Genomic DNA, 13311 nt, shown 5'->3' with positions numbered 1-13311 from the left:
GCTGATGGTCTCGAGCGCGCCGTGGCCGGTCATCCCTGAACGACCGGTCACGGCGCTTCTGCGGCGGCCCGTGCGTTCCCTGATCCGGCGCACGGGCCGTCTTCTCCCAGAACGGGGTGGCGTCAGTCGTCGACCTCGTCGCCGAGGAAGTCCGCGTAGGTCGCCTCCGGGTCCGTCACCGCCGCTGCCGGGTCCACCGGCTTCCGCAGCGACTGGTCCCCCGACATGGCGACGCGCTCCTCCGTGGTGAACGGTGGCAGGTAGTTGGACGCGCTCATCGCCGCTCCCTTCGTCCCGAGGAAGGTAACAGCCCGGCACGTTCATCCCAGCGATCGTGATGATTTCGTCCCCCACAACGGGGGCCGACGGGGGACGGAAGTTCGCCCGCAGCGGACCCCATGCACACGCATCCGATCGCGTGCGCGCTCACTCTCGGACGACGTCACCCGCCGACTTGTCGATCCGCCAGCCACGCCACGACGGCTGCCGGAGTCGACCGTCTCCGGTCCACTCCGCGAACTCGACCTCGCCGACGCGCTCGGGGGTCACCCAGTGCGCGTCGCGGGCATCCGGACGAGGGACGTCCGTGAACGGGGGCGTCTTTCGTTCCAGCAGGCCGAGCACCACGGCGATCTCGTCGAGGTCACGATCGCTGAACCCCGTCCCGACCTTGCCGACGTACTCCAGGCCGTCCGTGCCGGGGATCCCGAGCAGCAGCGAGCCCACGCCGCCGGCGCGCCGACCGTTCCCGGGCTTCCACCCGCCGACGACGACCTCCTGTGTGGCGTGGTGCTTCAGCTTGAGCCAGGCCTCTGACCGACGACCCTCGGCGTACTTCGACGCGCGCTTCTTCGCCACGACCCCCTCGAGCCCGGCCTTCCGGGAATCGCGCATCGCCTGGTCGAGGTCACCGTCGTGGGCGGGCGGCACCTCGATGACACCGCCGGCATCGACGACCGTCGACAGCGCCTCTCGTCGGTTGGTGTACGCCAGTCGCGTCAGCTCGTGACCGTCTGCCTCGAGCACGTCGAACAGCAGGAAGCGCACCGGGGTGGCCTTCCGTGCGGCCTCGACCTCGCGCGGCTTCGTCAGGCCCATCCGGTTCTGCAGGAGTTGGAAGGACGGCCGCCCGCGCTCGTCGAGCGCCACGATCTCCCCGTCGAACACCCCGTCCACGCCCGCCCGCTCGCCGAGTTCCCGCAGTTCCGGGTACTGCGCCGTGAGGTCGTTGCCGTTGCGGCTCCGCAGCGTGACCTCGCCGTCACGGACGGTGGCCAGGGCGCGCACGCCGTCCCACTTCAGCTCGAACGCCCACTCGGTCGGATCGAGCCGGGGTTCGCCCTTCGCCAGGGTCGCCTGCATCGTCCGCCGTTCCACCGGCTCGGTCTCCGACGCGGCGGCCCCGTCGATCCGCTCACGGCCGTCGTCGTGCCTGTGAGGCCGGGAGGCTCGGCTCGCCTCCGCCCCGCCGGTCCCGTCCGCCGTCGGGTCGGGCTGGTCCTTGGTGCGGTGGATGAGCCAGTTCTTCTCGTCGCCCTCGCGGCCGCGCCCGCGTCCCCGGGTGTGCAGGATCGCGAGGCGTCGGTTGCCGTTCGTCCGGCCGTGCAGCGTGACGATCACCTCCTCGCCCTCGCGCCACTTCTCGAGGTCGTACGTGCCCTCGTCCCAGATCGTGACCGTCCCGCCGCCGTACTCGTCCTTCGGGATCGTCCCCTCGAAGCCGCCGTACTCGAGCGGGTGGTCCTCGGTCATCACGGCGAGGTGGTTCTTCCCCGGATCGGTCGGCTCCCCCTTCGGCAGCGCCCAGCTGACGAGCACGCCGTCGTGCTCCAGCCGGAAGTCGTAGTGGTCCCTGGTGGCGTGGTGCTCCTGGATGACGAACGTCGGGGTGCCGTCCTGCCGGACCGTCGGCGCTCCTTCCGGAACCGGCTCCGGCGTCTTGGACGCGTCCCGCTTCGCACGGTAGGCCGACAGGCGGTCGTTCCCCGAGCCTCCCTTCCGTTCCGCGTCGTTCGCCTGCTGGGTCCGGTCGCTGTCCCAGTGACCGTGGTCGGCGCGACCGACCGCCAAGGAGGCGGCGGCGACCGGGTGCAGGGGGTCGCCACGGTCCTCCAGTCGTTCGAGCACCTGGTCCAGCGTCAGCTGGGCCAGCCCCTTCTCGGCGAGTTCCTTCCACGTCCGCGGCGCGGCGACGGTCGGCTGCGACCGGCCGCGCAACGAGTACGGGGCGATCGTCGTCTTGTTGCCGTTGTTCTGTGACCAGTCGACGAAGACCTTGCCCTTCCGCTCCGCACGGCTCATCGAGGACAGCACCAGGTCGGGGAGGTCCTGTTCGAGGGCCTTGGCGAGTTCGTGGGCGACCTCGGAGACGTGCTTGGTGGCGGCCTTCCCGTCGAGTGCCGCGTACAGGTGGATGCCCTTCGACCCGGACGTCACCGGGTACGGCTCGAGCCCCATGCCCTGCAGGATCTCCCGTGCCGCGACCGCGACCTCGACGCACTCCGGCAGCCCGACGCCATCGCCGGGGTCGAGGTCGAGCACCAGCCGGTCGGGGTTCTGCTGCCCGCCGCGGGGACCGAACCGCCACTGCGGCACGTGCAGCTCGAGCGCGGCCTGCTGCGCCATCCAGACGAGCGTCGGCAGGTCGTCCACGATCGGGTACTCGTTGTCGTGCTCGGTGTGCTCGATGGTGTGGTGGCGGACCCAGTCGGGCGCGGAGTCCGGCAGGTTCTTCTCGAAGAACACCTTGCCGTCGACGCCGTTCGCCCAGCGCTTCCTGGTCACCGGCCGGTCCTTGACGTGCGGGATCATCCACGGCGCGACGCGCGTGTAGTACTCGATCACGCGACCCTTCGTGGTGCCGGTCTCCGGGTACATCACCTTGTCGAGGTTCGTGAGGGCGATGCGGCGGTCCCCGACGAGGACCGTGGTCTTCCGGGAAACCGGACTCACAACGCGACCCCGGTTGCTCCGGCCACCGTGAGCGTGGACCCGGACGTGTAGGACGACTCCGGCCCGGCCAGGTACACGTAGGCGCTGCCGAGCTCGACGGGCTGCGCCGGCCGTCCGAACGGCGTGCCCTCGCCGTAGTGCGCGATCTCGTCGCCCGGGTAGCTGATCGGTTGGAGCGGCGTCCACACCGGCCCGGGCACCACGGTGTTCGCGCGGATGCCCTTCGCCGCGAGCTGCCGCGCGAGCCCGTTCGTGTACGCGATGATCGCCGCCTTCGTCGCCGCGTAGTCGATCATCCGGTCCTGCGGCTGGTACGCCGACACCGAGCTCGTCGTGACGATCGCGCTCCCCGGTGCCATGTGCGGGACCGCCGCACGGACGAGCCAGAACATCGCGTAGACGTTGACCTTCATCGTGCGGTCGAAGTCCTCGGTGGGCTGCTCGGTGACGTCCTCGTGCACGCGCTGGTGCCCGGCGACGAGGACGAGTGCGTCGAGGCCGCCGAGCTCGCTGACGGCGGTCCGCACGAGCTGGTCGCAGAACGCCTCGTCGGTGAGGTCCCCCGGGAGCATCACGGCGTTCCGACCGAGGTCGGCGATCAGGTCGCGGACCTCGGTGAGGTCGTCGAGCTCCTCGGGCAGGGCGTTCAGCGCGACGTCGGCACCCTCCTTCGCCATGGCGATCGCGGCAGCGCGGCCGATGCCCGAGTCCGCCCCCGTCACGAGCACCCGGTAGCCGGGCATCCGCCCCGTGCCGAGGTAGCTCGTCTCCCCGTTGTCGGGCTGCGGGTCCATCGCACTCGTGCTCCCTGACCCCTGCTGGGTCTGCGCGGGGAACGGCGGCCGCGCGTACTTCGTCCGCGGGTCGTCCTTGTCCAGCTGGCTCATCAGCCCATCGTGCTCCCTGCGAACTCCGGGCGCTCCAGCCTCGGCACGGGCATCATGAGCGCATGAGGTCGATCTGGAAGGGCTCCATCGCGTTCGGGCTCGTCAACGTGCCCATCAAGGTCTACGCCGCCACCGAGACCCACGACGTGTCCCTGCACCAGGTCCACGACGAGGACAAGGCCCGCATCCGGTACAAGCGCGTGTGCGAGCTGGGGCACGAGGTCGAGTTCGCCGACATCGAGCGCGCCTACGACGACGGCGAGAAGACCGTCGTGCTCACCGCCGACGACTTCAAGAAGCTCCCCCAGGAGCAGTCGCACGAGATCGAGGTCCTCGAGTTCGTGCCCGTCGACCAGGTGGACCCGATGATGTTCGAGAAGACGTACTACCTCGAACCGGACTCCCGCTCCCCCAAGGCCTACGTGCTGCTCCGCCGGACGCTCGAGGAGACCGATCGCCTGGCGATCGTGCAGTTCACGCTCCGCCAGAAGACCCGGCTCGGTGTCCTGCGCGTGCACGACGACGTCCTGCTCCTGCAGGGGCTCCTCTGGGGCGACGAGGTCCGTGCAGCTGACTTCAAGGCACTCGACACCTCGGTGAAGGTCAGCGCCAACGAGCTGAAGATGTCGTCGTCGCTCGTGGAGAGCATGTCGACCGACTTCGATCCGGAGCGCTACACCGACGAGTACCAGGCCGAGCTGCAACAGCTCATCGACGCGAAGCTCGAGTCGGGCGACGACGTCGACACGTCCGAGACGTTCGGCGAGCAGGAGTCGTCCGACGACGAGGGCGGTGACGTCATCGACCTGATGGCCGCCCTCCGTGCGTCCGTGGACAAGAAGCGGACGGGAGGCTCGGGGTCGCGCTCGTCGTCCGGGTCGCGCTCCTCGTCCGGCAGCTCCACCGCCGACGAGACACCTGAGAAGAAGGCGCCGGCGAAGAAGGCCCCGGCGAAGCGCGCACCGGCGAAAAAGGCCCCGGCGAAGAAGCCCGCGGCGAAGAAGAAGGCCAGCTAGCCCGGAGATCGCGCCCGCGCGCGGACATCGCGCCCTGCCGCGACGGGGCGCGATGTCCGTGTGGGGGTGCAACGCGGGCGGCGGTCAGGTGCGGTCGACGATCTCCCGCATCGCGGCCGCAGCGAGGTCGGCGCCGCCGGCGGCGACCGCGTCCGCGAGCGTCCGGTGCAGCGCTACGTCGTGGGCGTCCGGCTCGACGTCCGCGCGCTCCTCGAGCGCTCGCTCGACCACACGCTGCAGGCGCGCGAACATCGCGTTGCCCGACAGTGCCAGCAACCGTCCGTGGAACGCGCGGTCGGCCGGGAGGATCGGGGCCGGGTCCGCCGCACCGGCGGCGGAGGCGAGGCGTTCGGCGGAGGCGAGCAGGGCCGCCAGGTCGGATCGGTCGTGCGTTCCGGACGCGACCGCGCGGGCGGCTGCCGCAGCAGCCGCGGGCTCGACGGCACGACGGAGGGCACGGAGTTCGGCCAGCGCGACCGCTCGGTCGGGGCCGTCGAGGCGCCACCGGACCACGTGCGGGTCGATCACGTCCCACTGCTCGGCGGGCAGGACCCGGAGCCCCACGCGTCGGCCAGCACTGAGCATGCCCAGGGAGACGAGGACACGGGTGGCCTCGCGGACGATGCTCCTCGAGGCGCCCGTGCGGGCGACGAAACCCTCGACGCTGTCGGCGTGCCCGACGGGCAGGTCGCCGCGGACGATCGCGGTGCCGAGCTCGTCGAGCACCCGGTCGAAGATCACCGCTGCGACACCGGGGAGATGACGAGTTCGTCGATGCGGACGTGCGCGGGGGCGTCGAGCACGAAGGCGACGCTGCGGCCGATGTCCTCCGGGGTGAGCATGACGGCACGGGCAGCTTCGTCGGGGACCTGTGGGCGCTGTGCGAGGAAGTCCGTCGCGACGTCACCGGGGCAGAGGTGCGTCGCCCGGACGCCGTGCTGCGCTTCCTGCTGGTTGAGCGACCTCGTGAGGGAGCCGAGCGCGGTCTTGCTCGCGGAGTAGGCGACCCCGGCACCGGGCTGGAACGACCACCCGGCGTACGAGGAGATCACCACGACGACGCCGCCGGTCTCCCGCAGGGCGGGGAGGGCCGCGTCCGTGACGGTCGCCACGGCGGTGAGGTTCGTGTCGATGATGCTCTGGAACGAGCCCATCGTCTGGTCGTCCCACCGTCGGGCGGGTGCGTTGAGCCCGGCTGCGAGCACGAGTCCGTCGAGCCGACCGTGCTCGGCGACGACGGTGTCCCTTGCGGCTCGCACTGCGTCCGGATCGGTCACGTCGAGCGGGAGCACGTGCGCGGTTCCGCCGTCGGCGCGGATGCCGTCCGCCACTGCGTCGAGCTGTTCGGCGCGGCGGCCGCTCAACACGACGGTCCAGCCGGCGCGGGCGGCGGCGGCGGCGCTGGCGGCCCCCAAGCCGCTGCCGCCGCCGGTGATCCAGAGCACACGTCCCGTCGTCATGGCCCAATAGTATGCTCATTGCATGGAACTCGACATCACCGGCCGCGTGGTCGTCATCACCGGAGCCGGTCGCGGGATCGGTCGCACCATCGCCGAGCGGTTCGCCGCCGACGGAGCGCGGGTCGTCGCGCTCGACCTGGCGTTCCCGGACGGAGCGCCGACGGACTCGGCCGACACCGTGACCTGCAACGTCGCCGATCCGGACTCCGTCCGCACCGCCGTCGACGCCGTCGTCGAGCGGCACGGCACGATCGACGTCCTCGTCAACAACGCCGGGATCAACGTCGACGGACCGGTCGCCGAGCTCCAGTGGGCCGACTGGCAGCGGTGCATGGACGTCAACCTGGGCGGGGTGTTCCTCATGAGCCAGGCCGTGGCACCGGTGATGCAGCGCGCCGGCCGCGGGCGGATCATCAACGCGGCGTCGTTCGCGGCGATCATCCCGAGCGTCGGCAGCGCGGCCTACGCGGCATCGAAGGCCGCCGTCGTGTCCTTCACCCGCGTGCTCGCGTCGGAGCTCGGCCCGTGGGGCATCACCGTGAACGCCTACGCGCCGGGGATGGTGCCGACGGCGATGAACGGCTTCGCGACGCGCCCGCAGGAGGAGCAGGACGTGCTGCTCGACACGCTGTCGCTGCGCCGGTGGGAGACGGCGGACGACGTGTCGAACCTGCTGCTGTTCCTGGCGAGCGACCAGGCCGGGTACATCACGGGGACGCTGCACGACGTGTCGGGCGGCAAGCTGGCGACGCAGATCCCGTCGAGGGCGTACCCGACACGAGCGTGAAACACGGGTCGGGGACACTGGGCACATGACTCCACAAGAGCCAGGGAGCCTGCAGTCGTCACCCGAGACCGCCGGCCCGCCCGTCACCGTGTCCATCACCCGTCTCGTCGAACCCGAGCGCATCCCCGAGGTCACCCGCTGGGTGCAGTCCGGCGTGAACCTCGCCAACCGGTACCCGGGGTTCCTCGGCTCCGGGTGGGTCCGCTCCCGGGCGCAGTCCCGCGAGTGGCACATGCTCTACCGCTTCGCCGACCACGACTCCCTGGCGACGTGGGAGAACTCCGACGACCGGCTGCGGTGGCTCGACCTCGGCCGCGACCTCGTGGTGGAGTCCCGCGTCGAGAAGCGCACCGGGATCGAGGGCTGGTTCGACGCCCCGTCCGACACCCCAGCGTCGAGTGCTCCCCCGCGGTGGAAGCAGGCGGTGAGCATCTGGCTCGGGTTCTTCCCGGTGAACCTGGCGTTCACGATCCTCGTCGGCGTGCTCGTGCCGTCCTTCGCCGGGCTCGCAGCACTGCCCCGGGTCCTCATCACGACGCTGGTGCTCACACCGATCATGACGTTCTGGGTGCTGCCGTTCGTGACGAAGTTGATCCGTCCGTGGTTGCTCGCCCCGCCGCGAAGTCGGTAGGGCGCCCTACGCGCCGAGCACCGAGAGCTGGTCGAGCCGCTCGAGGATCACGCCCTCACGGAGTGCCCACGGGCAGATCTCGAGTGCTGGCAGGTCGAAGATGTCCAGGCACGCCTCGGCGACGAGCGCTCCCGGGACGACCTGGTGCGCCCGGCTCGCGGAGACCCCCGGAAGCGTGGCGAGTTCGGCGACGGACATCTGCAGCAGGGACGGCAGCTTCGCCCGCAGGGTCGCACCGTCGAGCGAGCGCGGCACGAGCGGACCGGCCCCGGACGGTGCGGCCCCGCAGATCCGTGCGATCGAGCGGAACGTCTTCGAGGTCGCCACGGCACGATCCGGCGCACCCGAGCGGAGCAGCTTGCCGGCGTCCCGGGCGATCTCGACGCGGATCTCGTGCCGGATCCGGCGGACGTCGTCCTCGGTCGGGGTGCCCGCCGCGAAGAACGACCGCGCGAGCCGGGCGGCGCCGATCGGCATCGACCACGCGACGTCCGGTGCCTCGTCCGCACCGCCGGCGATCTCGAGCGAGCCGCCGCCGATGTCGAACACCGCGAGCCGCCCGGCGGACCAGCCGAACCAGCGGCGGACGGCGAGGAAGGTGAGTCGCGCCTCGTCGGAGCCGGACAGCACGGCGAGCTCGACGCCGGTGCGCTCCTCGACGTGGGCGAGGACGGCCTCGGAGTTCACGGCGTCACGGACCGCCGACGTGGCGAACCCGAGCATGTCCTCGCAGCCGCGCTCCTCGGCCACGCGCACCGAGTCCGCGACGAAGCCGGTCAGCGCGTCGATGCCGACCTGCGTGACAGCGCCCCGGTCGTCGAGGTGCTCGGCGAGCCGCAGCGGCTGCTTGAACGACGAGGCCGGCAGCGGCGCAGCGCCGCCGTGGGCGTCGACCACCAGCAGGTGACCGGTGTTGGACCCGATGTCGAGGACTCCCACGCGCATGTATGCAAGATACCGGCTCACGTCGGCCCGGTCGGACGGGAGGCTCGGATCACGCCCGCAGGAACGCCTCCAGCTGCTCCGTGGTCGGGTAGGACGCCTGTGCCCCGGCTCCGGTCGCGGCGTACGCCCCGACCCCGGCGGCGAACCGCGCGGCGTCCGCGAGGTCGTCGCCTGCGGCGAGTCGGAGCGCCACAGCACCCATGAACGCGTCGCCGCAGCCCGTGGTGTCGACGGCCTCGACGGGGATCGCGGGGACCTCGACGGGCGCGGCGTCGCCGTCGTGCACGATCGACCCGTCGCCACCCCGCGTGACGATCGACCGGGCGACGCCGTGGTCGCCGAGCAGTTCCGCCTCGTGCTCGTTCACCAGCAGCACGTCGGTGAGGTCGAGGAGCTCGCGTGGCACGTCGCCGAACGGGGACAGGTTCGTGAGGACGGTCACGCCGGCCTCGTGTGCGGCACGGGCGGCGGCGAGGACGACGTCGATCGAGACCTCGAGGCAGAGCCCGAGCACCGCGGCCCCGTCGAGGGCATCGGCGGGGACGTCGTCCGGTGTCAGCGTGGCGTTCGCGCCGCCGGAGATCACGATGGTGTTTTCACCCTGCGCGTCGACCGTGATGACGGCGGTGCCTGTCGCAACGCCCTCGCGGACGGCGACGTGCGTCGTGTCCACACCCGCGGCCGCGACGGAGTCGCGGAGCAGCGCACCGTTCCCGTCGTCGCCGACCGCACCGATCATGCGCACCGTGCCCCCGAGCCTCCCGGCTGCCACCGCCTGGTTGGCGGACTTGCCGCCTGGCAGGATCGCGAGGTCGGAACCGTGCAGGGTCTCCCCCGGCTTCGGGAAGCGCTCCGTGCGGACCACCAGGTCCGCGTTCAGCGACCCGACGACGACGATGGTGTTCAACGGACGGTCTCCTTCTGCGGGGCGACGGACGTCGTCTCGGCGCTCGACGGGCGCGGGATGAGGAACGACGTCGCGAGGGCGGCGATCGTGATGACGGCACCGAGCAGCATCCCACCGGAGTACCCGGCGGTGCCCGCGGACCCGCCGACCCCGAGGGCGATCTGCAGTGCGGGCAGGACGGCGAAGCTCACACCGGCGCCGAGGTTGAACGCCCCGGCGTTGAGGCCGGGCAGGAACCCGGGGTTCGAGTCCGGCGAGAGCACGATGCCGAGCCCGTTCAGGATGATGTTCGCGATGCCGGCGTAGGTGATGCCGATGAGCACGGTCGCGGCGATGAGCACCGGCAGGGAGTGCACGCCGACGAAGGCCATCAGGAGCGTCGCGACGATGCTGCCGACGAGCCCGACGCGCAGGATCGCCCGGTAGCCGAGGGTCGGGGCGAGGCGCCCGGCGAACGGTCCGACGATCCATCCGACGAGCGCGTACGGCGTGAGGAACACGAGGGAGGCGAGGTCCGCCTCCATCCCGAATCCGGCGTCGTGGTTCTGCGCGAGGCTCGTGACGAGTCCGTTGACGACGGCGAAGACGCCCGTCATGGTGAGGAACGTCGTGGCGAGGAGCGCCCACGTCGCACGGCGCTTCAGGAACCGCGTCTCGACGAGCGGTTCCTGCACGCGGGACTCGACCGCCCAGAACACGGCGAAGGCAGCGAGCGCGACGACGATCCCGCCGATGACGAGGACCGGGTTCGCGGCTCCGAGCTTGCCGGCCTCGTTGAAGGCGGTCAGCAGGGCACCGACGCTCACCACGAGGGGCACGACACCGATCCAGTCCATGCGGGTGCCCTTGGACGGGTGGGACTCCACGCCCCACACGGCGACCAGCGCGAGCGCGACCACGGTGACGACGGCGATGACCCAGAAGATCCCGCGGAACCCGAAGTTCGTGGCGATCCACCCGCCGGCGAGGGAGTCGATCCCGGCGATGCCGCCGTTCACCGCGGTGAGGAGGCCGAGCGCGGCGCCGTAGCGCTTCGGGTCGGCGATCTCGTTGCGGAGCACGAGCAGGCAGATCGGGACGACGGGGCCGGTGACGCCCTGGATGATGCGGCCGGCGAAGAGCATCGGCACGTTCACCGCGAGGGCGGCGACGACACTGCCGATGAGCATCACGGCGAGCATGCCGATCAGCACGCGCTTGCGGCCGACGATGTCGGACAGGCGGGGCAGGAACAGCGAGAACAGCGCGGCGAGGGTGAAGTACAGCGTCTGCGAGAGGCCGATCGTCGCGTCGTCGGTGTGCAGCTCCCGTGCCATGGTGACGAGGGCCGGGCTGAGCATGCTCGCGTTCAGCTGGAACGCGATGCATGCTGCGAGGAGCGCCGCGGTGAGGGCGCCGATGGACTTCTTCGACATCGTCGTCGGTGTGGAGGTCATGGGGGTCAGGCCTTCTGGGTCTCGGTTCGCGGGGTCCAGCCGGTGTCCGGTGTCTCGCCGATGCGCTCGAGGGCGTCGACGACGAGGTCCCAGAAGCGGCCGTGGTCGAGCTCCATCGCGGCGCTCGTGCGGCAGTCCTCCGGCGCGGGGGCGCGGAAGTCGGCGACGGTCATGCCGAGGGTCAGCGCGCCCTGGGTCTCGACGTGGATCGGGACCTTCACGGCCCGCACGATCGTCGGGTCGATGACGTACGCGACGGCGCAGGGGTCGTGGACCGGCGGGGAGTCGAAGCCCTGCGCGTCCTTGTAGGTCTGGCCGAAGAAGTCGAGCAGCTCCCCGACGAACGCGGCGGGTCCGGTGCCGACCTCGCTGATCCGGGCAGCGACCTCGGGCGTCGCCAGGGCCTGGTGGGTGAGGTCGAGACCGACCATCACGACGTCCCAGCCGGCGTCGAAGACGATCGACGCGGCCTCGGGGTCGATGACGATGTTGAACTCGGCGACCGGGCTCCAGTTGCCGACGTGCACGCCGCCGCCCATCAGCACGACCTGCTTGACGCGATCGACGATGCGGGGCTCCTTGCGGGCTGCCAGCGCGATGTTCGTCAGGCCGCCGGTCGGCACGAGGGTGACGGTGCCCGGCTCGTGCGCCATGACGGTCTCGATGATGAGGTCGACCGCGTGCCGCTCGTCCAGGTCGAACGAGGGCTCGGGCAGCATCGGCCCGTCGAGGCCGCTCTCGCCGTGGATGTCCTGCGCGACCTCGATCTCGCGGAGGATCGGCCGGTCGGCGCCCGCGGCGAACGGCACGCCGGTGATCCCCGCGATGCGGGCGACGGCGAGGGCGTTGCGGGTGACCTTCGGCAGCGTCTGGTTGCCCACGACGGTCGTCACGGCGAGCAGCTCGATGTCGGGGTTGCCGTGTGCCAGCAGGATGGCGACGGCGTCGTCGTGGCCGGGGTCGCAGTCGAGGATGATCTTCTGCTTGGTCGCGTTCGGCACGTGTGCGCTCCACTTCGTCGGGGATGCCGGGCTCGCCGGCGGTGGCTGTGGCTCAACGCGGCCATGCACTCCGCGTCAAGCGTTTGACATCACACCTCATCAAACGCTTGACGTCAAGTCGAGCAGGGCTCAGTCGGTAGCATCGACGGGTGCCAGCATCCTCCGGGACCCCTCGTCGCGTCACCGCCGCGATGGTCGCCGAACGCGCCGGCACCAGCATCGCCACGGTGTCGCTCGTCGTGAACGGCAAGGACCGCGGCCGCGTCTCGGTGCCGATCGCCACCCGGGTCCGCGATGTCGTCGAGGAGCTCGGGTACGTCGTCGACCACGCCGCCAGCTCCCTCGCCCGAGGCAGCGGCGACCTCGTCGTGCTCATCGCCCCCGACCTGTCGAACCCGTTCTTCGCCGAGGTCATCCGCGGCGTCCGGGACACCATCGGCGACCGGTTCCAGTTCGTGCTCTCCGTCACGGAACGCGGCGAGCAACCCGTCGACGCCGACGTCCGGCGCTTCGAGCGACTCCGGCCAGCTGGGATCCTCGTCGACGCCCCGGCAGCCGGCGAGTCGATGTCTGCCGGTGTGCCCGTCGTGCTCCTCGACGCGCCGGGAGGCCCAGGAGCCGTCAACTACGACCTGTCCCCCGGGGTCTCGGCGCTCGTCACGCACCTCGCCGACGCGGGGCACCGGCGTGTCGGCTACCTCGACGGCACCTCTCGCGCGACGACCTTCGCCGTGCGCCGCACCCTGTTCGAGGACGCGTGCGCCGCCGCGGGCATCACCGTGTCGGACCTCCCCGCGAGCGCCGACCTGACGATCGAGGCCGCCACGACCGCGGTGTCCGGCGTGCTCGACGCATGGCTCGACTCCGGCGTGACGGCCGTCGTGGCCGCAGCCGACACGCTGGCGTACGGGGTGCTGCGGGTCGCTGCCGCCCGAGGCGTCGGGATCCCGGGAACCCTCGCCGTCGCGGGCTTCGACGACCTGCCGTCGTCCTCGGTCACCGCACCCGCGCTCACGAGCGTGGCACTGCCGGGAGCGGAACTCGGACGTGCCGCAGCACTCCGGCTGCTCGCGACGCTCGACGGCACGGAGGCGCCGGCCCCGTCACTCCCGACGCGCCTGGTCCCGCGCGCGAGCACGGGCGGCTGACGCGGGCGGGTGCACGGCGGGCGGCGGCGGGCGAGCAGCGGTTGCCGACTCGGAACGACATGCTCGCTGTCGTACGACAACGATCCTGTCGCCCCTTGCACGCGCAACAGTTGCACGCGCCCGGGAGCGACAGCGTCGCTG

The 13311-nt window shown here is 71.4% G+C and carries 13 protein-coding genes; 4 read left to right on the top strand and 9 right to left on the bottom strand.

Going from position 1 to position 13311, the window contains the following annotated elements; translation table 11 throughout:
- Positions 1-122: 122 nt before the first annotated feature.
- The 3 genes from ACIPJ2_RS05315 to ACIPJ2_RS05305 form a co-directional block, all read right to left on the bottom strand.
- On the bottom strand, positions 123-278 hold the full coding sequence (locus ACIPJ2_RS05315; RefSeq protein WP_402727883.1) for a hypothetical protein: 156 nt from the start codon (positions 276-278) through the stop codon (positions 123-125).
- Positions 279-426: 148 nt separating this feature from the next.
- Entirely contained in the window at positions 427-2952 is a 2526-nt protein-coding gene (locus ACIPJ2_RS05310) for an ATP-dependent DNA ligase (protein ID WP_402727882.1), read from the bottom strand.
- The gene (locus ACIPJ2_RS05305; RefSeq protein WP_402727881.1) at positions 2949-3839 is read right to left on the bottom strand and encodes an SDR family oxidoreductase; all 891 of its coding nucleotides are present in this window, start codon (positions 3837-3839) and stop codon (positions 2949-2951) included. Before ACIPJ2_RS05305 ends, ACIPJ2_RS05310 begins: the two co-directional genes overlap by 4 nt.
- A 62-nt stretch (positions 3840-3901) precedes the next feature.
- Between ACIPJ2_RS05305 and ACIPJ2_RS05300 the strand changes: the two genes are divergently transcribed.
- Positions 3902-4855 carry a Ku protein gene (locus ACIPJ2_RS05300; RefSeq protein ID WP_402727880.1) on the top strand — a complete coding sequence of 318 codons (954 nt, stop codon included), beginning with the start codon at positions 3902-3904 and terminating at the stop codon, positions 4853-4855.
- Between the two features lie 84 nt (positions 4856-4939).
- Here the strand turns inward: ACIPJ2_RS05300 and ACIPJ2_RS05295 are convergent, their stop codons facing one another.
- Both ACIPJ2_RS05295 and ACIPJ2_RS05290 read right to left on the bottom strand, forming a co-directional pair.
- Positions 4940-5596, bottom strand: a complete 657-nt coding sequence (locus tag ACIPJ2_RS05295; RefSeq protein ID WP_402727879.1) for a FadR/GntR family transcriptional regulator — start codon at positions 5594-5596, stop codon at positions 4940-4942.
- Positions 5593-6315, bottom strand: coding sequence for an SDR family oxidoreductase (locus tag ACIPJ2_RS05290; RefSeq protein WP_402727878.1), 723 nt, complete (start codon positions 6313-6315; stop codon positions 5593-5595). Before ACIPJ2_RS05290 ends, ACIPJ2_RS05295 begins: the two co-directional genes overlap by 4 nt.
- A 22-nt stretch (positions 6316-6337) precedes the next feature.
- Here ACIPJ2_RS05290 and ACIPJ2_RS05285 point away from each other — a divergent pair, with 22 nt between their 5' ends.
- The gene (locus ACIPJ2_RS05285) at positions 6338-7102 is read left to right on the top strand and encodes an SDR family NAD(P)-dependent oxidoreductase (RefSeq protein ID WP_402727877.1); all 765 of its coding nucleotides are present in this window, start codon (positions 6338-6340) and stop codon (positions 7100-7102) included.
- A 25-nt stretch (positions 7103-7127) separates the two neighbouring features.
- Entirely contained in the window at positions 7128-7733 is a 606-nt protein-coding gene (locus tag ACIPJ2_RS05280; RefSeq protein WP_402727876.1) for an antibiotic biosynthesis monooxygenase, read from the top strand.
- Between the two features lie 6 nt (positions 7734-7739).
- On the opposite strand, the gene ACIPJ2_RS05275 is transcribed toward ACIPJ2_RS05280, so the two are convergent.
- From ACIPJ2_RS05275 to ACIPJ2_RS05260, 4 genes are read right to left on the bottom strand one after another with little or no spacing between them, the layout of a single operon-like run.
- On the bottom strand, positions 7740-8678 hold the full coding sequence (locus tag ACIPJ2_RS05275; RefSeq protein ID WP_281266639.1) for a Ppx/GppA family phosphatase: 939 nt from the start codon (positions 8676-8678) through the stop codon (positions 7740-7742).
- 49 nt (positions 8679-8727) lie between these two features.
- The gene (locus tag ACIPJ2_RS05270) at positions 8728-9585 is read right to left on the bottom strand and encodes a ribokinase (protein ID WP_402727875.1); all 858 of its coding nucleotides are present in this window, start codon (positions 9583-9585) and stop codon (positions 8728-8730) included.
- The gene (locus tag ACIPJ2_RS05265; RefSeq protein WP_402727874.1) at positions 9582-11021 is read right to left on the bottom strand and encodes an MFS transporter; all 1440 of its coding nucleotides are present in this window, start codon (positions 11019-11021) and stop codon (positions 9582-9584) included. Before ACIPJ2_RS05265 ends, ACIPJ2_RS05270 begins: the two co-directional genes overlap by 4 nt.
- A 5-nt stretch (positions 11022-11026) precedes the next feature.
- The gene (locus ACIPJ2_RS05260) at positions 11027-12022 is read right to left on the bottom strand and encodes a nucleoside hydrolase (protein WP_402727873.1); all 996 of its coding nucleotides are present in this window, start codon (positions 12020-12022) and stop codon (positions 11027-11029) included.
- Positions 12023-12171: 149 nt separating this feature from the next.
- On the opposite strand from ACIPJ2_RS05260, the gene ACIPJ2_RS05255 reads away from it, so the two are divergent.
- Entirely contained in the window at positions 12172-13170 is a 999-nt protein-coding gene (locus tag ACIPJ2_RS05255) for a LacI family DNA-binding transcriptional regulator (RefSeq protein WP_402727872.1), read from the top strand.
- Positions 13171-13311 lie beyond the last annotated feature (141 nt).

The organism is Curtobacterium sp. NPDC090217 (genome assembly GCF_044746705.1).
Taxonomy (GTDB): Bacteria; Actinomycetota; Actinomycetes; order Actinomycetales; family Microbacteriaceae; genus Curtobacterium.
The sequence above is the reverse complement of the archived record's forward strand: the minus strand, read 5'-3'. Positions and strand labels throughout refer to the sequence as shown.